This is a genomic window from Streptomyces avermitilis MA-4680 = NBRC 14893 (assembly GCF_000009765.2).
In the GTDB taxonomy this organism is placed as follows: Bacteria; Actinomycetota; Actinomycetes; order Streptomycetales; family Streptomycetaceae; genus Streptomyces; species Streptomyces avermitilis.
In genome coordinates, this window is sequence record NC_003155.5 from 1,299,788 (window position 1) to 1,318,071 (window position 18,284).

The window sequence follows — 18,284 nt, forward strand, 5'->3', positions numbered from 1 at the left end:
AGGGAAACAGGTGAGGCTGAGGGGGGTGGGCCTGAGGGTGGGTCATTCCTTGACGCTTCCGGCGGCGAGCCCGGACTGCCAGTACTTCTGCAACAGCAGGAACGCGATGATCAGCGGGACGATGGTGAGCAGCGAGCCGGTGATCACCAGGTTGAAGATCACATCGCCGCCGATCGTCTCGGCCTGGGCGTTCCAGGCGCTCAGGCCGAGGGTCAGGGGGTACCAGTCCGGGTCCTTGAGCATGATCAGCGGCAGGAAGTAGTTGTTCCAGGTCGCGACCGTGGTGAACAGCAGAACGGTCACGATGCCGGGGGCGAGCAGCGGCAGGGCGACCTGGAAGAAGGTGCGCACCTCGCCCGCTCCGTCGATGCGGGCGGCCTCGAGGAGTTCGACGGGAATGGCTTCGGTGGCGAAGACCCACATCAGATACAGGCCGAAGGGCGAGACGAGCGAGGGGATGATCACCGCCCACGGTGTGTCGGTCAGCCCCATCTTGCTGAACATCAGGAAGGTGGGCACCGCGAGGGCGGTGCCCGGGACGGCGACGGCGCCGATGACCACGGCGAAGACGGCGCGCTTTCCGGGGAAGGTGAACTTCGCCAGCGCGTAGCCGCCCAGGATCGCCAGGAGGGTGGCACCGCCGGCCCCGAGCACGACGTACAGCAGGGTGTTCAGCAACCAGCGGACGAAGATGCCGTCGTCGTAGGTGAACGTCTGGCTGATGTTGTCCCAGAGGGCGAAGTCATGGGCGAACCACAGTCCGGAGGAGTCGGCCAGCCCTTCCTGGGTCTTGGTGGCGCTGATGACCAGCCACGCCAAGGGCACCAGGGTGTAGAGCAGGACCAGGCCGGTGAGCAGGGTCAGCGGCACGCTGCGCTTGGGGCGTCCGGGAACATGCTTGCGGGGCGTGCGCAGTCGGGGCGCGCCCTTGGTCGGGCCGGTGGCCGGAACGGATGCGGGCTGGGAGTCGGTGGTGACGGGGCTGCTCGTGCTGCTCATCGGGTCACGCTCCCTTGCGCATGCCGCGGAGCTGCACGGCATAGGCGATGACCATGGTGATCAGCCCCATGATGATGGCGACCGCCGCGGAGTAGTTGTGCTGCTGGCCGTTGAAGGACAGTGAGTAGGTGAAGAAGTTCGGGGTGTAGTCCGTCGTGATGGCGTTGCGCGCCAATGGCCGCAGGATGTTCGGCTCGTTGAAGAGCTGGAAGCTGCCGATGATCGAGAAGATCGTCGCGATGACGAGGGCACCGCGGATGGCGGGGAGCTTGATGGCGGTGATGACGCGGATCTGTCCGGCGCCGTCGATCTCCGCGGCCTCGTACAGCGAGTTCGGGATGACCCGCAGCGCGGAGTAGAAGATCAGCATGTTGTAGCCGACGAACTCCCAGGTGACGATGTTGCCGATCGACGCCAGGACCAGGTCGGTGGAGAGCGGGTCGGGCAGGGTGACGCCGAAGGCCTCGTTGATGTCCCCGACGAGACCGAAGCGGGTGCCGTACATGAAGCCCCACATCAGGGTGGCCACCACGGCGGGCACCGCGTACGGCAGGAAGATCGCTATGCGGAAGAAGTCCTTGCCGTAGAGGCGCCCGCTGTCCAGGGCGAGGGCGATCAGCAGGGCGATGCCCAGCATGATCGGCACCTGTACGGCCAGAAAGAGCGAGACCCGTCCGAGCGAGGCCCAGAACTGGTCGTCGTGCAGGGCCTGTTGGTAGTTGTCCAGGCCCACGAAGGTCGTGCCGCCGATGAGCTGGGTGCGGAAGACGCTGAGGTAGATCGAATAGACGATCGGAGCCAGGAAGACAAAGGCGAAGACCACCGCGAAGGGGCCTATGAACCCCCACCCTGTCCACGAGCGGCGGTCCCGCTTCGACGGAGGCCGGGCCGGGGGCCGTGATACAGCCGCTGAGGGTTGTAGCGTCGTCATGTCGTTCCTCGCTCGTCCATCTCGGAACCGGCGTCACACGCCGTCGCGATGTTTGCGTAAACATCGCGCTCCGAAGGAAGCCGTGAGCTGTTATGTTTACGTAAACATCTGATGGCGGCATGTCTACACTGCCCCAATGTTGGTGGTCAAGAGTCGCTTGCGACTCGTCATGAGGGAGACGCGTGAACACGGCGGACAGCGGCTCGACGAGCGTGCCGCGGGCACTGACGCGCATGGATGAACAGAGCGCCCGGCGCAGACAGAGTGCGTCCATGGCGGATGTCGCCCGCCTGGCCGGCGTCTCCTCGCAGACCGTCTCCCGCGTGTCCAACGGCTACGCGGGCGTCACCGAAGAGACCCGGCAAGAGGTCCTGGCGGCCATGAAGGAGCTGGGCTACCGGCCCAACAGTGCGGCCCGGGCCCTCAAGCGCGGCGAGTTCCGCACCATCGGTGTCATCACGTTCAACCTTTCCACCACGGGCAACATGCGGACCCTGGAGGCGATCGCCACCTCCGCGGCGCAGGAGGGGTACGCCGTCACGCTCCTGCCCGTGGCCGTCCCCACCCAGGACGAGGTGCACGGCGCCTTCTCCCGTCTGGGAGAGCTCGCCGTCGATGCCGTCATCATCATCATGGAAGTGCACCTTCTCGATGCGGCGACCATCTCCTTGCCCCCGCACGTCCAGGTCGCCGTCGCGGACTCGGACGCCGGTGACCGTTACACCGTGGTCGACACCGACCAGGCGGGCGGAGCCCGCGCGGCCGTGCGGCACCTGTTGGAACTCGGTCACCGCACGATCTGGCATCTGGCCGGTCCCGAGGAGTCGTACGCGGCGCAGCGCCGTGCCGACGCGTGGCGCGCCGAACTCATCGAGGCGGGCCGCGTCCCGCCCGCCGTGGTACGAGGCGACTGGTCGGCGGAGTCCGGCTATCAGGCGGGGCTGCGGATCGCCGACGAGGAGGACTGTACGGCGGTGTTCGCCGCCAACGACCAGATGGCGCTGGGGCTGTTGCGGGCCCTGCACGAGCGCGGCCGGAGAATTCCGGAGGACGTCAGCGTCATCGGCTTCGACGACATCCCCGAGGCCGGCTCCTTCCTGCCTCCCCTGACCACTGTTCACCAGGACTTCGCGGAAGTGGGGCGACTGTGTGTGCAGGGTGTCCTGCGGCGGATGCGCCACGACGCGGCAGAACACGGCACCACGCTCGTACCCACGAAACTCGTGGTCCGTGACAGCACGGCACCGCCCCCTTCGCGGTAGCGCTCGGCGCCTCGGGCTGACCCCCACGAGGATCCGGCACCTGCCGCCTGCGCGTGTCGAAGGGACCGCGCGGCGTTCTGGGCGTTCGATGATCCGCCTGAGGGGCATCCGCATGGGCGGGGTCCCCTACGGGACCGGCCCAGGCAGGGCGTCTGAAGGAGGAGTTTTACGTGACCACCTACGTCATCACCATTCCCGGCACGTTCCTGCGGGACCCGAGCGACGACGTGCGCTCCGCTCTCGTGCGACTGCTGCGGCCGGCCGACCCGCACCACACCTCCCTGGGGCAGCAGGAAGACCTGGATCTCCTCACCGTCAACGACGACAACACCTTCAGCATCCGCCTGGAGGTGACAGCCGACGACAGCCGTAACGCGGAAGAGGATGCCAAACGGACAGCCGCATCCGCGCTGCGCGAGGCCGGATTCGCTCCTGATGAAGCACCGCTCGGCCCGGCCACGGTGACAGGCATCGACAACCAGGCCTGACGCGTTGCCGTGACTGCCGCGCGCGACGGTCGGAGGTTCCGGCAGGTCGGCGAACCCGGCGACGACGGGGCAGGGCCTTCCCTGTCCCCCCGCCCTGGCCCCGTTCCTCCCGGTACCGGTACCGGGAGGAACGGGGCGCGCTCCGGCAGGGCCGAGGGCGCGGCTCGGTCATGTCGGCGATCCGCTCAACAGCCGTCCACCGGACGCCGGTTGGGGGTCGCGGACCACGCGACCCCCTTCGGATGCGACCCCGGCATGCGGACGCCGGCCTCCCGGCCTGCCGCGGCAGCAGGCGCTCGGCCTCCCGCACCGGCAGGCCGTCCGACGGGAGACTGCTGCCGTGGCGGCCTTCCGTGGGCCCCGAGGGACGGCAGAGAAATTGACTCGTGCCATGCTGGAAGGAATCGCGGATCATGACGGAGAGCGGGGAAAAACAGCAGCGTGAGGACAGTGACGCGGCCGAGCCGGACGGGCACCTGGGACCGATTCACAGCATCCGACCCCGGGCTGCTGCGGCTCATGGCCGGGCTGCGGACCGTGGGTGCCATCGCGCTCACCCTTGCCGTCCTGGCCCTTCTCCGTGCCGATGTCAGTCACATGGTGGCCGGTTCCATGGCGGCCATGGTCGCCACCTTCGCAGTCAAGGACAAACAGCGGCGCGAACAGGCGGTCACCCTCGCGCTCGGTCTGCCCGTGGCGCTCACCGCGATGTCGCTGGGAGCGCTGCTCAACACCCACGTCATCGCCGGTGACCTCTTCTTCATCGCGCTGATCTTCGCCGCGGTCTACAGCCGCCGGTTCGGTGACCGCGGTATGGCACTGGGTCTGATCGGGTTTCAGGTCTACTTCGTGTCACTGTTCGTCAGAGCCACCTTCTCCGCGCTGCCCGGGCTGTGCGGGACGCTCGCCATCGCGTTCGCCTGTAGCGCGGTGGTGCGGTTCGGCCTGGTGGTCGAGACGCCCGAGCGCATTCTGGAGCGGCTGCGCCGGGCGTTCCGGGCTCGCCTCGCCCAACTGGTGTCCGCCCAGATCGAGCTGCTCGACGCCGGCCCCGCCCGCCTGGAGAAGGCCTTGGAGGACGTACGCCTGCACACCGCGCGCCTCCACGAGACCGCGTTGATGATCCAGGGGCGGCTGGACGAGGGCACCAGCGACAGCGCCACCGCCTCGCTCGTACAGCGCCGCGTCGCGGACGCCGAGATCGCCGCCGAACGACTCGGTGTTCTGCTGCTCAGCGCCCGAAGCGCCGAACGCGCCGACACGCTGACCCTGCACCTGCCGAACGCGCCGCTGCCGGCACCCGGCGACTGGCCGCGAGCGCAGGACGACGTCACGGCCACACTGCGCCGTGATCTCCACGCGCTGCGTATGCTCGTCCTCCGCCCGGTCTCGCACGACCGCGGCCCCGCGGTGGCCCATCTGCGCAACCGGCTGCTCGGCTACCGCGACGAAGAGAACCTGCCGCGCGCCTCGGCCGCGGTCCAGGACGTCTTCCGCGGCATCGGAGAGGCGGCGCGCTCCGTCCTGGGCCTGCGGCTGGCCGTCGACGGACCCCAGGACGAGTCCGACGACACACCCGCGACGACCCGCTCCCGTGAGGAGCTGGACGCCGAGGACGTCGCCATCGCGGGGGCCGAGGAGAAGGAGCCGGACGACGACGGACCCACGGGGCTGAAGCGTCCCACGACCCGGTCCGCCGTCCAGGTGTCGGTGGGCTCGGCCCTGGCGATCGTCGGCGGCGAGTTCCTTTCCAGCCAGCGCTGGTACTGGGCGGTGCTGACCTGCTGGGTCGTCTTCCTGAACACGGCGTCCACCGGAGAGATCCTCGTCAAGGGCTACCGACGGCTCCTGGGCACCGTGCTCGGGGTCGTCGCCGGGGTCGCCCTGGCGGGCCTGGTCGGCAACCGCACCTGGCTCGCGTTCGTACTCGTGCTGCTCTTCATCTTCGCGATGTTCTACAGCGCGCCGCTGTCGTACGCCCTGATGTCCTTCTTCGTCACGGCCATGCTGGGGTTGCTGTACACGCTCCTCAACACCTACAGCCCCGAGGTGCTCGTCCTGCGCATCGCGGAGACCGCGCTCGGTGCCGCCTGCGGCGTCATCGCGGCCGTACTGGTCCTGCCCGTGAACACGGATCGCCGTACCGACGAACTCCTCGGCACGGTGCTGAGCCGGCTCGGGGACGTCACCGACGCCGCGGTGGAGCAGCTGAGCGGCGGGCCCGCGCTCGATCTGCTGGACAAGGCCCGGGACCTCGACACGGCACTGGACGATCTGCGGTCCTCCACGCAGCCGCTGACCCACCCGATCACCCCGCTGCGGGCCCGCCGCCAGACCGCGCGCTATCTCGTGGCTCTCCTGGAGACATGCGCCTATCACGCGCGTTCGCTGGCGGCGACGGCCGAACTCCTGCCCTACAGCAAGACCGTCGCCGCCGATCCGCGTCTCAAGAGGGCCGGGCGGCGTATCGCCGACAACATCGGCGTACTCGTCGCCCGGGTCGAGGACGAGGGCAGCGAAGGTGTGGTCGAGACCGGCGCCAGCCTCGCCGCCATGCTGGAGGCGGACACTGAGGGTGCCACGCGGCCCGACCGGGTCACGAGCCGTGTCCTGAGGCATTTGCAACGCCTGGACGAGGGAGTGGTCGGTCTCGCCCGCCCGCTCGGAGTGTCGGTCTCGTCCCCGGACCGTGAGTCCTCCCGGGGCCGCGTCGGCTCGTAGCGCCGGGTCTGGGATCGATGAGGCGTCGTCAGTCCTGCTGACCGGGTGGCTGCTCGGCCGGGGTCTTCCCGGCGAGGACGTCCGTGAGGCGTTGCGCGCCCAGTTGGACGGCCTGGCTCGTGGAGTCGCTGTCGGCGCCGCCGAGGCCGCCGTTGGTCAGGCTGATGGCGTTGTCGCCGACGCGTACGGCGGCGATGTCCATGGTCAGCGTGAACGGCGTGCCCTCCAGTGCGCCGGTCGCGGTCATCTGCAGTCCCTGACGGTCGTCGCCCGCGCTGGGCAGCGACGTCTCGACGACCTGGACCGTCTGTGTGCCCACGGGGGTGTCGGTGGCCGTGAACTGGTCACACGTCACGGGCACCGACTTCAGCCAGTCGAACGACTTGTCCAGGGCGGCGTGGTCGTACGCGGCGACCTCGTAGCGCATCTGGGCGTCGTTGTCGCTGTCCGCGAAGCCCGTCACCGCCCTCGAACCCGAGGGATCGCCCAGCAGTTCCCCCGAGACCAGGGCGTCGAGCAGCTTCTGGCACTCGGCGAGGTTCGTCTTGCCCTTGACCATGGTGGCCCGCCAGGACTCAGCGGCCTTGCTCTGGGTCCACTCCGAGCCCAGATCGGTATTGGTGAGCAGCGCGGTCTGGGCCTGTTCCGTGGTGAGTGCGGGCGCGGTCGAGGCCGCCGGGGACTCCTTGACCAGCGGGGAGGCCGAGAGCTCGGCGGAAGGGCTGGACACGGCCTCCGAACTGCCCCGGCTGTTTCCGTCCTCCGAGCACCCCGCGGTGGTGAGCAGCGCGCCTGCCGCCAGGGTGGAGACGAAGACATGGGCTGCGCGGCGTGGACGACGGTTCATCGCTGATGCCTCCGGAGGGATCGTGCGTACGGGCGGTTCCCTCCTACGCCACCACTGGGTGAGGCTGCTCACCAGCGCAGGGGAGTCGTACGGATGTGCGATGTCGGGCGGGCGCCCGCGGGATCGCCCGCATCCCGGCTTCTCCCGAACGGCCGGGCGTGTATCGGCCGTTCGGGTGTCCGAGCGGGCCACCGCACGCACACCCTGCTCGTGTCACTTCCGGAAAGACACCAGAAAGACACCAGTCCGACGAGGCCGCGCGAGTCCCGGACCCGGTCGCCGAGCCTGCCCGACACCGCCGCGCGCCCCGTTCACGAGGCGGACGGCGTGTCACCGGGCCCTGGGGGCAGGGTCAGATGCGCCAGATCGGCCGGCGGAGCACTGGTCACCGGCCACAGCGGGGCGGCCTGCCCGTCGGCGACCGCGGCCGGGGCGTCGGTCAGGTTCATGCGTTCACGCAGACGGCCGTAGAAGTCCATGGGCCCCAACCGGACCGCTTTCAGCCGGCGCGGAGCCGCGTACACACCGATCCAGTCCCCCGGGTCGAGCACACCGCGCAACTGTCCGTCGACGCTGACCGCGGCCGGCCCCGAGCGGTCCAGTACCCGCAGTGCGATCGGCTCGTCGGGGGCGGCGACGACGGAGCGGTTGAACGCCATGTGCGGGGCGACCGGGGTGAAGATCAGAGCCTCGGCGCGCGGCGAGACGACCGGACCGCCCGCGGCGAAGCTGTAGGCCGTCGAGCCGGTGGGCGTGGCCACCAGCAGCGCGTCGGCGGAGTAGGAGGCCAGCAGCCGGCCGGCGAGATAGACGCCGACCGACACCTGCCGGTCCCTCGCCAGCTTCTCCAGGACGATGTCGTTGAGCGCGGTGACGTGCAGCGCGATGCCCCAGTCATCGCCCTCCGCACAGTCGGTACGCACCCGCGGGGGCGGCAGGAGGGGGCCCCGCCCGTATCGCAGCAGAGCTTCCATGCCGGTGGGCACCTGTAGACGACGGGACGCGCGGAGCGTCAGCAGCATGCGGCTCTCGACCGTGATCCGGTCCTCCTGGACGGCCTCCAGCGCCTCGCACACAGCGGCGGCGGGCACCTCTGTCAGGAAACCCACCCGGCCGAGATCGACGCCGAGGACCAGGGCGTCATTCTCCGCGGCGAGCCGCGCACCCCGCAGGAACGTGCCGTCTCCGCCCAGCGTGACGATCAGATCCGGATTGCCCGCCGCCGCGACCTCCTCGCGGGCACTGTGCCGGGTGTCGTCCCGCCACACGTCGATGTCCGCACAGTGCACGCCGCGTTCCGCGCACCAGCCACGCACGATCCTCGCGGCGTCCCCGGCCTGCGCACGACCTCCGTGCATGACCAGGCCGACACGCGTCACGGTCACATCCGCCTCCCGGTCGGCTCAAGGATGAACGCCACCGGCGCACGCCGGGTCACGGCAGGATCGAGTCGACGTATCCGCCGTCGACACGCAGGGCTCCCCCGGTCGTGGCCGAAGCCTGCTCGGAGCTGAGGTAGACGACCATGTTGGCGATCTCCTCCGGCTCGATCAGCCGCTGGAGCAAGGACTGCGGGCGCCGCTCACGCATGAAGGTCCGCTGCGCCTCGTCCCAGGGCACCTCCCGGTCCACGAGCTCGTAGACGAAGTCCTCGACCCCGCCGGTGTGCGTGGGGCCCGCGATGACGGAATTCACCGTGACCCCGGTGCCCGCCGCCTGTTTGGCGAATCCTCGGCTCACCGCGAGCAGTGCCGTCTTGGACATGCCGTAGTGGATCATCTCCGCGGGCACGGCCACCGCCGAGTCACTGGCGAGGTACTGGACGCGGCCCCAGCCACGTTCGGCCATTCCCGGCAGGAACATGCGAGTCAGGCGCACCGCGGCGAGCACGTTCACCTCGAAGTAGCGCCGCCACTCGTCATCGGTGATCTCCAGCGGGTCCTTGGCACCGAAGATTCCGAGATTGTTGACGAGAATGTCCACCTGCGGCAGCGCGTCCTCCACCGCGGCCGCGCCCTCCTCCGTGGCCACGTCCGCGGTCACCGCCACCAGATCGGCGCCCGGCGCCTCCACGGCCAGCGAGGCGACGGCTGACTCGACCCGCTCCCGGGAGCGGCCGTTGACGCCCACCCGGGCGCCGGCCCGGGCAAGTCCGACGGCGATCGCCGCGCCGATGCCCTGCGTGGAGCCGGTCACCAGTGCGGTGCGGCCTTTCAGATCGATGTGCATGGCGTCATGGTCCTTCCGCCTGGCTGCATGCGCTTGCTGGTCGTCCGGGTCCCCGGACAGGACCCGATCCATCGGCCGTCGGCCGCCGGAGGGCGCTTTCGGTGAAGGAACGGCTCTTCCGGGCCGGCCCGGCGGGTGCTGGTCTCGCCGATGATCAGGGCCGCCCGGTCGTCGTACCGGGCGGCCGACGGGGGTCCGCTCGCATTCAGGACCTGAGGGCCGCGCCGGCTGTATCGGCGATCGCGCACCAGGCCGACGGGCAGCCGCTCAGTGTGGCCTGCGGCCAGGCTCTCGGCGTGGCCGACAGACGGCGGGGCGACAGCGGGGGCACGGGTGCACATAGGGCTTCTCTGTGTGGTGCGTCGCGGGCGCGTACGTCCGGTGCGGGGGAACCGTCGACCCTGGGGTCGATTGGCGCATCGCGCGGTGGCAGCGGTCAGCGCTGCCGGTTTCCGAGCAGAACCCAACGTATACGCGATCAAGACACTTGGCCTGCTCTGGCATCCGTGCGGGGACCGAACAGCCGCCCCTCGTGCCGATGCTCCCCCACGCCCATGGGCAGCTCCGATCCCGCACGGGTGCCGACTCCTGGCCCCCGTCCGCGTCTGGCCCTCGCCCTCCGCGTCGCCACGGCACAACGGGCTCGCCCGCCCGGACCGCGGGCAGCGGTCCGGGCGGGCGAGGTGGCGGTAGGGCGTACGTCAGGGCGTGAGCTGCCATTGCTGGAGGTAGCCGACGTCGATCGAGGCGGTGTCACGGACCCGCAGTTTCCAGGTGCCGTCGACCGGCTGCGCGGAGGCGTCGACCGTGAAGGTCTGGTCGACGTTGTCGGCGGAACCGCCGCTGTGGTTCAGCAGCGAGTAGACGGTGCCGTCGGGGCCGACCAGGTCGACCGTGAGGTCACCGCGGTATGTGTGGACGATCTTGACGTAGACCTGGGTGGTCGCCGAGGCGTTGCCGGTCTGGCCGGTGATGACGATCGGGGACTCCACCGCGGCTCCGGCGTCGGGGATGTCGACGCGGGTGCCGTTGGCGTAGATGTGCGCCACCCTCCAGCTGAAGCTCACCGAGGCGGCCGTGCCGGTGCTGTCCGTGACCGTCAGTGTCACCTCACTGGTGCCGGCGGTGGTCGGAACCCCGGAGATCAGCCCGGTGTCGCTGAGCGTCAGACCGTCCGGCAGGCCGGTGGCCGCGTAGGTGAGACCGGCACCCGAGTTGGTGGTGTAGGCGTCGGTCTGCAGGGAGACCTCCTGGCCGACGCCGCTGGTCTGGTCGGCGATCGGGGCGATGTTGACGCCGAGCGCTATCCGGTCGCCGACGTTGATCCCGGCCCACGCGGCGGCGACGGCGAGGTAGGTGTCGCTGTAGGCACCGAACAGGTCGGCCGCTGCCTGGAGGGTCGCGACGCGGGCGCCGGCGTAGTTGGTGGTGGAGGTCATGTAGGTGGTGAGTGCCCGGTACCAGATCCGCTGGGCGTTCTCGATGCCGATGCCGGTCACGGCCTTGCCGTCGGACGTGGGGCTGTCGTAGGAGACGCCGTTGACGGTCTTGGCGCCGCTGCCCTCCGAGAGCAGATAGAAGAAGTGGTTGGCCGGGCCGGAGGAGTAGTGGACGTCGATGCTGCCCAGCGAGGAATCCCAGGAGTCGCGGGAGGACCCGTCCTTGGACGGCTTGTCCATGTAGCGCAGGGGGGTGCCGTTGCCGCGGATGTCGATCTTCTCGCCGACCAGGTAGTCGGGCACGTCGGCGGGCAGGTCGGCGTGGAACTCCACGGCCGCGGCGAAGATGTCCGAGGTCGCCTCGTTGAGGCCGCCGGACTCACCCGAGTACGTGAGGTTGGCGGTGGCGCTGGTGACGCCGTGGCTCATCTCGTGCGCGGCGACGTCCAGAGCGGTCAGCGGGTGCGTGTTGCTCGCGCCGTCCCCGTAGGTCATGCAGAAGCAGGTGTCGGACCAGAAGGCGTTGACGTACGCGTTGCCGTAGTGCGCGCGGCTGTAGGCGGCCACGCCGTCGTTGCGTATGCCGTTGCGGCCGAAAACGTCCTTGTAGTAGTCCCAGGTGGCCGCGGCGCCGAAGGCGACGTCCACGCCGGCGGTCTGCCGGTTGCTCTGGGTGCCGTCCCCCCAGACATCGTTGTCATCTGTGAACAGGGTGCCGGTGCCCGAGGTGCCCTGGTTCAGGTCGTAGGTGCGGTGCCCCGCACGGTCGGCGTCCACCAGCTCGTACGTGGAGCCGGAGAGCGTGCTGCCGAGCGGAACGGTTCCGCTGAACTGGCCGGTGCCCGTACCGGTGCGTACGTCCTCGAAGTCGAAGACCGCCTTGCCCGAGGTGGCGTCGGTGATGACATGGAGCTCGCTCGGCGTGCCGTCGTGCTGGACGCCCTCGACCACCGACTCCCAGGCCAGGACCGGCTTGGCTCCGGCGGCCCAGACGACCAGCCGTGGCGCGCCGTCGATCTTGGGATGCTTGGCATCGGCCTTCTTGGCGGCCGCAACCGCCTTGCCCGCGGCCGTGGCGGAGCTGACCTTGGCGGTGACGGCCGGAACCCTGACGGTGGCCTTGGTGGCCTCGGACACCGTCGTGCGGCCGCCGTTCCTGAGGTGCACGACCAGGTCGCCGCCGAGGACCGGCAGGCCCGCGTACGTGCGCTCGTAGCGGGTGTGCGTGGTGCCGTCGGCGTCCTTCGCGACGTCCTTGACGATCAGCTTCTCCTTGGCGCCGAGGCCGAGGCTCTTCGCGGTGTCGCCGACTGCGGCGGTCGCGCTCTTCAGGAGCGCGGCATGCTTCGCGGGAGACAGCTTCGCCGGGGCTGCACCAGCCCTCGGAGTGGCTGCGATCTTCGCATGACCGGGGTCGCGGGGGGCGGCGGACGCGACGCCGGTCTGAAACCCGGCGGCGAACAGCGTGCCGGCGGTGGTGAGGGCCAACGCGGCTGTGTATCTGCGTCGATGCGAGGAGCGAGGGGGCCGTGACAAGGGCTTCTCCTTCTGCGACGGTCGGCCTGTGAAGGGGGCCGAGAGAGCGGCCCGACGGGGTGCGGGCGGCCGGGAATCGCGCTGAGCGGGAAGGCGCCGCACGAGGGGACGCTCGAGGCGTGTCCGGACTCGGCGGCGCATGAGAGGTGGGGGGTGAAGAATCGGTGAACGTGCGAAGAGCAGATTGACACCGCACCCGCGTTCTTGTCATGGAGATGACAAAATAACGGCTCAAATTAGCTATTGCTTGCTGGATGTTCGTCCGGACTCAGGGCCCTTTTCGGCCGCGGCCGGACGACCCGCACGGCGAGGCCGGGCGGCTGGGCCCCGCCCCGGACGGGATTCCCGGTCCGGGGCGTGAGCGGACAGACAGCCCGTGACGTCTCTGTACCGGGCCCGGTCCGAGGTCAGGGCCGGTCCGAGGTCGGGGCCGGGCCGGGGCCGGGCCGGGCCGGGGCCGGGCGGCAGGGGGCCTGTCGGGTCAGTGCGGGATGTCGTCGATCAGCTCGCGGGCGCCCTGACGCAGCAGGGCGACGGCCACGGAGGTGCCGAGCGTCGCCGGGTCGAGGCGGCCCGCCCACTCGTGGGCGTTCAGGACCGTCTTGCCGTCCAGGGTGAACACGCTGGCGCGCAGGGACAGTTCACCATTGCGTTCGGTTCGGGCGTAGCCGGCGATGGGCGAATTGCAGTGCCCCTGGAGAACGTGCAGGAACATGCGCTCCGCGGTGGCCTCGCGGTGGGTGCCCGGGTCGCCGAGTTCGCTGATGGTCTCGATGAGGCCGGTGTCGCCCTCCCGGCACTGGAGGGCCAGGATGCCCGCGCCGATCGGCGGCATCATGGTCTCGGGCTCCAGGACTTCGGTGATCACGTCCTCGCGGCCGATGCGTTCGAGGCCGGACACCGCGAGCAGCAGGGCGTCGGCCTCGCCGGCCGCGAGCTTCTCCAGCCGCCGGTTGGCGTTGCCCCGAAACGGCACGCACTCCAGGTGGGGGTACGCGGCGGCCAGTTGGGCGACGCGGCGCACCGAGGAGGTTCCGATCCGGGTACCCGGCGGAAGTTCGTCGAGGGTGAGCCCGCCGGGGTGGACGAGGGCGTCGCGGATGTCGTCCCGCTTGAGGAACGCGGCGAACATGGTGCCCGCCGGGAGCGGCCGGTCGGCGGGGACGTCCTTGACGCAGTGCACCGCGAGATCCGCCTCGCCCGCGAGCAGTGCGGCATCGACCTCCTTGGTGAACGCGCCCTTGCCGTCGACCTTGGACAGATCCCCCATCCACTTGTCACCGGTCGTCTTCACGGCCACGACTTCGGTGCGCGTGCGGGGATGGAGCGCGGCCAGTTCGGCGCGGACGCGCGCCACCTGGGCCAGTGCCATGGGTGAGTCGCGGGAGACGATACGGATCAGTTCAAGGGCGGACATGCCGCTCACGATAGCCCGTCGGATCCGCGCTTCGACGACCATTCCGGAGGCCCATCTCGGCTGCGCGGGAAGCATGTTGACCACATCGGACGGATGTGCGAGCGCGATCGGTTGACGGGCCCGTGCCGATCGGCACCTGGACCGTCGGGGAGCTCGGGGACCTCTTCCGGAGGCAGCCGCACCCTTCGGACGCGGCGCGGTGTCCCACCTGTCGCCGGGGGCGACTCCCGTCCTCCGCGGCGACGGGACTCTACGAGGCGGTCGGCAGGTTCAGGTCGTGGTTGACGGCGCGGGCGGCGCGCTCCACGGTGGCGATGCCGTCGTCCATCGTGCGGTTGCCGTGCGAGAGCACAGCCATCCCGTAGTCGTGCCCGCCGCCGGTGAACACGCCCACGCTGTGCACCCGCCAGCCGTTGGTCTCACGCGGCAGCCAGCCGTTCTTGACGTGCACGGTCGTCGTCGAGGGTGCCCCGGTCGGCGCGCCCCATCGCTGCCCGGGGATCACTCGGTTCATCAGGCGAAGGGCATAGGCGCGGGCGTTTCGATCGAGGACCGAGTTGTCCGAGGTGAGCAGTCGGAGCAGCTTCAGCTGGTCGGCGGCTGTGATCCGGGTCCGCCCCCAGTAGCCCTTCGGGCCGGGAACGGTGTCCCGCATTCCGGCCAGAGTCAGGAAGTGCCGGACGCCGGCGGCCCCTACTTGATGCCACAGGGCATTGGTCGAGGCGTTGTCCGACTTGGTGATCATGGCGGTGGTCAGTTTCACCTCGCGAGGGGTCAGCCGGCGATGTTCCTCAGCCGCCTGACGCAGCAGCGCCCCCAGGATCGTGACCTTGACCACGCTCGCCGAGTCGAAGGCCGCGTCGGCCCGGTACGCGCAGGAGGTCTTCGTGGAGCGGTCGTACAGGGCGAGCGCCGAGGCGCCATGGCGTCCACGGAGGGCGTCGGCGATGTCCTGCGACAGCCGGCCCGCCAGTCCTGGCCGCTGCGAGGTGCACGTCACCTGTGAGCCGCCGACGGACGCGGCGGCGGTGCTCGCCTCGGCGGGGGTGGCCGACGCGAACGCCGTGAGCACTGCCCCGGCGGCCACGGCCGTCGCCAGTCCCCGCGTCGCGCGGCGCGATGAGTGCGTTCCAGGCATGGAGGTTCCGTCCTGCTGTGTGTCTGCGGTCACATCGACCTGTGTGTCTGCGGTCACATCGGCGGCCCACTCGCCCTCGACGGTGAGGCGACACCCTCGGGGCGTCCGCGAACGCCGGTCGCCGGCTCACCTATGGAGCGACCGGCGGGCCATCCCGAAATGTTCCGGTTCGCCAATGACGGCGACGCTACAGGGACGGAGGAAACAACAGTGCGCGAGAGATGCGCATATGTCCGTATTGGGCGTTTTCCAATGGTGTGACATTCATCAAGGCATTCGATTGCGTCCGTCCGGGGTGGCGACGGGCCGCGGCGCGTGCCGGTAGTGGTCGAACTGTGTGATGCCGTTGTACGCCCCGGCGATGAACCGCGCCTTCTCGTCGGCGTTGTTGGTGCCCGCCGTGATACTCACCTCCACATGGGCACCGGTGGCCTCCCGCACCGGGTGTCCGGCAACGTAGTAGTGGTCGGCCGGGACCGGGTTCACCAGGACCGTGGAGCGGACGGTGGACTTCCCGAGCGCGGAGACGTCCAGGTCCGTCACTGAGGTGGCCATGCCGTCGCCTCGCTGGAGCGCACTCTCGCCGCCCCGCTCGTCGTCCGCTCGACTCCCGTACGCACCACGGCCCTTGGCGAGGTGATCCTCCCCCACGCCGGCTCGGCCCTCGCGGCGACGGACGCGATCTGCGACGCCGCCACCCGGCACGACGCGACCACCGGCGGCACGGTGCGCCTCGCCGCCGACCCCACGGTCCGCCAGGGCCTGCTGCCCTCACTGCCGCGTCACTGGTCCGAGCATCTGCCGGCCATCCGCGTCCGGGTCTTCGAAGGCAGCGGCGAGGAGACGGAGACCTGGCTCGCGAGCGCGGCCGCGGACGCCGCCGTCGTGGTCGACCCGCCGGCCGGAAGCGGCGCGCAGGAGTACACCCCGGCCCATCGCGTACGGGACCTCGGGACGCTCATCAGCATGGCCCAGGCCGGTCTCGGCGTCTCGATCCTGCCGGAGGTGTCACGGCCGTTGATCCCCCGGGACCTCGTCCTGGTGCGTGTCGCACCGCACCACAGCAGGAGACTCGCCCCGTGCGGACCGCGGAAACGTCCATGGCCCCCGCAGTGCGTGCTCTCGTGGACTCCGTGGCCCGGTTTCCGACGGGCGCGACCAGCCTCGTGTGCCGACCTCATGGCACCGACCGGAACTCCCCTCCCGTAGCGGCCGGTTGAGCAAACGGGCAGCGCGGCCATCCCCTCGGAGCATGGCCGGCCATGGCGCCCGGCGGACACACCCAGGTACCGGGTGAGCACACCTCTTCGCGGAAAACCCCGTGCGACGTGTCGCACAGGGCGGCAACTCCTCGTATGCGGTGGCGCAGTGCGCCGACAAAGACGACGCACCCCCCTTCCGCCTCCCCCGGCGCAACCCCGACGCACGTGGGACAGCCGGGGCTCCGGCAAGAGCCTCGACCTCGCCCCGGGCCACGGCGGCGACGAACAGCGCTGGAAGGCGGGGCCGGGGCCCGCCTGAAGTTCCTGTCCGGCCGGGCCGGTCTCACTCCGCCGGGTCTTCGCCGAGGCCGAACAGGAACACTCCGCCGCGATGCGCCGATGGTTGCGCCGAGGCCGACGCGAGGCCGTGACGGGTCAGGGGTTGTCCTGCTCGTTCCGGCCGAACTGGTCCTTGAGCCTTTCCTGGCCGGTGTCCACCTGGCCGCTGTACTTGCTCTGGGTCCTCTCGTCGACGTAGTCGCCGCCCTTGTCGACGCCCTTGTTGGTCTGCTCCTCGTGGCCCTTGAGCAAATGCTTGAGCTTGTCCATGACAGACATGACCGTCCTCCTTGCCGTTGACTCCCCGTCTCCAGGGTCCCCACTGCACGCGGGAAGCGCATCTTGAGGAGCGCGGCAGCGGCCTGCGTGAGGCACGTCGGCGGGAGCGGGGGCCGTCAAGTCGGTCAGGCCGTGGCCTGTTCCGGCTTGCCGGAGGCGCGCAGGACCGGATCCGTGCGCAGGCGCAGGAAGACGATCCCCAGGGCGACGGCTTGCAGCGCGGCGCACACGGCGATCACGTGGCCGAGTGCCCAGGGCGGTGTGACGGCGACCAGGATCCCCGCGACCGGGAAGGGCAGCAGCAGAAGCAGGATGGTCAGGGAGAGGGTGCTGCCGAAGACGGCCGCCGGGATGAGAAGCGACCGGAGTGTGCGCAGGACGACGGTCAGGCCACCGTCACCGGCCATGAAGAGTGCCATGAGTACGACGTAGGCGAGGTACGTGGGAGCCTGGGCCAGGGCGAGACAGGCCGCGGACGCGATGGTGGAGCAGACGGCACCGACTCCCCACAGCCCCAGCCGGCCGAGTGCGAACCGGCAGACGGCTACCGCGAGGAGCGTGGATGCCGCGGCGGCCGACCAGAGGGTGCCGACGGCCGCGGGAGACAGACCGAAGCGCTCGACCACGATGATCGGACTGGCGGACTGGAGCAGCCCGAGCGCGAGATTGGAGATGCTCAGTCCGGCCACCAGACAGCCCAGTGCGGGCAGCGAGCGCAAGGTGCGCCAGCCCGCCTTGAGACCTGCTTCCGGCCGCTTGTTGTGGCGCCCCGAGCCGCGAAGTGGGGTCGGCGGGGTCTGCAGGGCGAGAGCTGCCGCCAGACAGGACAGCACGCCCAGGACCACGAGCATGCGGGTCGGCCCCGCCAGCAGCAGTACGCCTCCCAGCGCGGGGCCGGTGAGCGTCGCCGTCTGGTCGATGCCGATCAGAACGGCCTGCACCTTGTGCGCCTGGGTGTCCGTACGGCGGCTGACGATCGCGCCCACCGCTTCATTGGCGATGAAGCTGAACTGTGTCAGGGTTCCGGTTCCGGCAGCCAGCGCCATCACGACGACCGTCTCCGCCGTCCCCCGCTGGAGCATGATCAGCGCAACGGCCCCCGCCGCCACCACGATCGCCCGGGCCAGGGAGGCGAGGAAGAACACGACCGCGGCCCCGCGCCGGTCGACCAGGTCACCGGCCAGGCCGAAGGCCGCCACTCGCGGGATCCACTCCAGCGCGAAGGCCAGCCCGGTCAGCCGGGCGGAGTCGGTCGTGGCCAGCACCAGGAGCGGCATGGCGTACGTGGACATGGAGAAGGCGAGCGCGTCGAAGGCACGCGGCGCGTAGACCCGGCGGAGGAGGCTGCCGTGGGGGACGGCCGCATGCCGACCGGCCGGTCGGTCCTCGTAGAGTTGGATGGTCACGGAGTGGTGAGGGGCTTTCACTCAGCGGCGATGTGGGGGACGCCTGGAAGG

Annotated in this window: 15 protein-coding genes; 4 read left to right on the forward strand and 11 right to left on the reverse strand. The window is 70.2% G+C overall.

What is annotated here, in order from left to right; translation table 11 throughout:
• Window positions 1–42: 42 nt before the first annotated feature.
• Window positions 43–999: a carbohydrate ABC transporter permease gene (locus tag SAVERM_RS05635; RefSeq protein ID WP_010982467.1), complete on the reverse strand. Its 957-nt coding sequence runs from the start codon at window positions 997–999 to the stop codon at window positions 43–45.
• A gap of 4 nt (window positions 1,000–1,003) precedes the next feature.
• Window positions 1,004–1,930 carry a carbohydrate ABC transporter permease gene (locus SAVERM_RS05640; RefSeq protein ID WP_010982468.1) on the reverse strand — a complete coding sequence of 309 codons (927 nt, stop codon included), beginning with the start codon at window positions 1,928–1,930 and terminating at the stop codon, window positions 1,004–1,006.
• Window positions 1,931–2,202: 272 nt separating this feature from the next.
• Between SAVERM_RS05640 and SAVERM_RS05645 the strand changes: the two genes are divergently transcribed.
• The 3 genes from SAVERM_RS05645 (at window position 2,203) to SAVERM_RS05655 (ending at window position 6,401) form a co-directional block, all read left to right on the forward strand.
• Window positions 2,203–3,192 (forward strand): LacI family DNA-binding transcriptional regulator, encoded by a 990-nt coding sequence (locus SAVERM_RS05645; RefSeq protein ID WP_370628447.1) that lies wholly within the window; start codon window positions 2,203–2,205, stop codon window positions 3,190–3,192.
• Between the two features lie 170 nt (window positions 3,193–3,362).
• Complete coding sequence (locus SAVERM_RS05650; RefSeq protein WP_010982470.1) at window positions 3,363–3,680, forward strand: hypothetical protein; 318 nt, start codon at window positions 3,363–3,365, stop codon at window positions 3,678–3,680.
• 519 nt (window positions 3,681–4,199) lie between these two features.
• Entirely contained in the window at window positions 4,200–6,401 is a 2,202-nt protein-coding gene (locus tag SAVERM_RS05655) for an FUSC family protein (protein ID WP_078234755.1), read from the forward strand.
• Window positions 6,402–6,429: 28 nt separating this feature from the next.
• Here SAVERM_RS05655 and SAVERM_RS05660 read toward each other — a convergent pair whose 3' ends face one another.
• From SAVERM_RS05660 to SAVERM_RS05690, 7 genes are all read right to left on the reverse strand, one after another.
• Complete coding sequence (locus tag SAVERM_RS05660; RefSeq protein WP_010982472.1) at window positions 6,430–7,248, reverse strand: hypothetical protein; 819 nt, start codon at window positions 7,246–7,248, stop codon at window positions 6,430–6,432.
• Window positions 7,249–7,559: 311 nt separating this feature from the next.
• Window positions 7,560–8,633, reverse strand: coding sequence for an NAD(+)/NADH kinase (locus SAVERM_RS05665; protein WP_010982473.1), 1,074 nt, complete (start codon window positions 8,631–8,633; stop codon window positions 7,560–7,562).
• Between the two features lie 49 nt (window positions 8,634–8,682).
• The gene (locus SAVERM_RS05670) at window positions 8,683–9,477 is read right to left on the reverse strand and encodes an SDR family NAD(P)-dependent oxidoreductase (protein ID WP_010982474.1); all 795 of its coding nucleotides are present in this window, start codon (window positions 9,475–9,477) and stop codon (window positions 8,683–8,685) included.
• Between the two features lie 701 nt (window positions 9,478–10,178).
• Window positions 10,179–12,452: a M4 family metallopeptidase gene (locus SAVERM_RS05675; RefSeq protein WP_037650276.1), complete on the reverse strand. Its 2,274-nt coding sequence runs from the start codon at window positions 12,450–12,452 to the stop codon at window positions 10,179–10,181.
• A 481-nt stretch (window positions 12,453–12,933) separates the two neighbouring features.
• Window positions 12,934–13,869 (reverse strand): hydroxymethylbilane synthase, encoded by a 936-nt coding sequence (gene hemC, locus SAVERM_RS05680; RefSeq protein ID WP_037650273.1) that lies wholly within the window; start codon window positions 13,867–13,869, stop codon window positions 12,934–12,936.
• 250 nt (window positions 13,870–14,119) lie between these two features.
• Window positions 14,120–15,007, reverse strand: coding sequence for a serine hydrolase (locus tag SAVERM_RS05685; RefSeq protein WP_037650270.1), 888 nt, complete (start codon window positions 15,005–15,007; stop codon window positions 14,120–14,122).
• 267 nt (window positions 15,008–15,274) lie between these two features.
• Entirely contained in the window at window positions 15,275–15,562 is a 288-nt protein-coding gene (locus tag SAVERM_RS05690; protein ID WP_010982478.1) for a tautomerase family protein, read from the reverse strand.
• 81 nt (window positions 15,563–15,643) lie between these two features.
• On the opposite strand from SAVERM_RS05690, the gene SAVERM_RS05695 reads away from it, so the two are divergent.
• Window positions 15,644–16,216: a LysR substrate-binding domain-containing protein gene (locus tag SAVERM_RS05695; RefSeq protein ID WP_010982479.1), complete on the forward strand. Its 573-nt coding sequence runs from the start codon at window positions 15,644–15,646 to the stop codon at window positions 16,214–16,216.
• Window positions 16,217–16,644: 428 nt separating this feature from the next.
• Here SAVERM_RS05695 and SAVERM_RS05700 read toward each other — a convergent pair whose 3' ends face one another.
• Both SAVERM_RS05700 and SAVERM_RS05705 read right to left on the reverse strand, forming a co-directional pair.
• Entirely contained in the window at window positions 16,645–16,827 is a 183-nt protein-coding gene (locus SAVERM_RS05700) for an antitoxin (protein ID WP_037650267.1), read from the reverse strand.
• A gap of 125 nt (window positions 16,828–16,952) precedes the next feature.
• A complete protein-coding gene (locus tag SAVERM_RS05705) occupies window positions 16,953–18,233 on the reverse strand; it encodes an MFS transporter (RefSeq protein ID WP_010982480.1) in 1,281 nt (426 codons plus the stop codon).
• Window positions 18,234–18,284 lie beyond the last annotated feature (51 nt).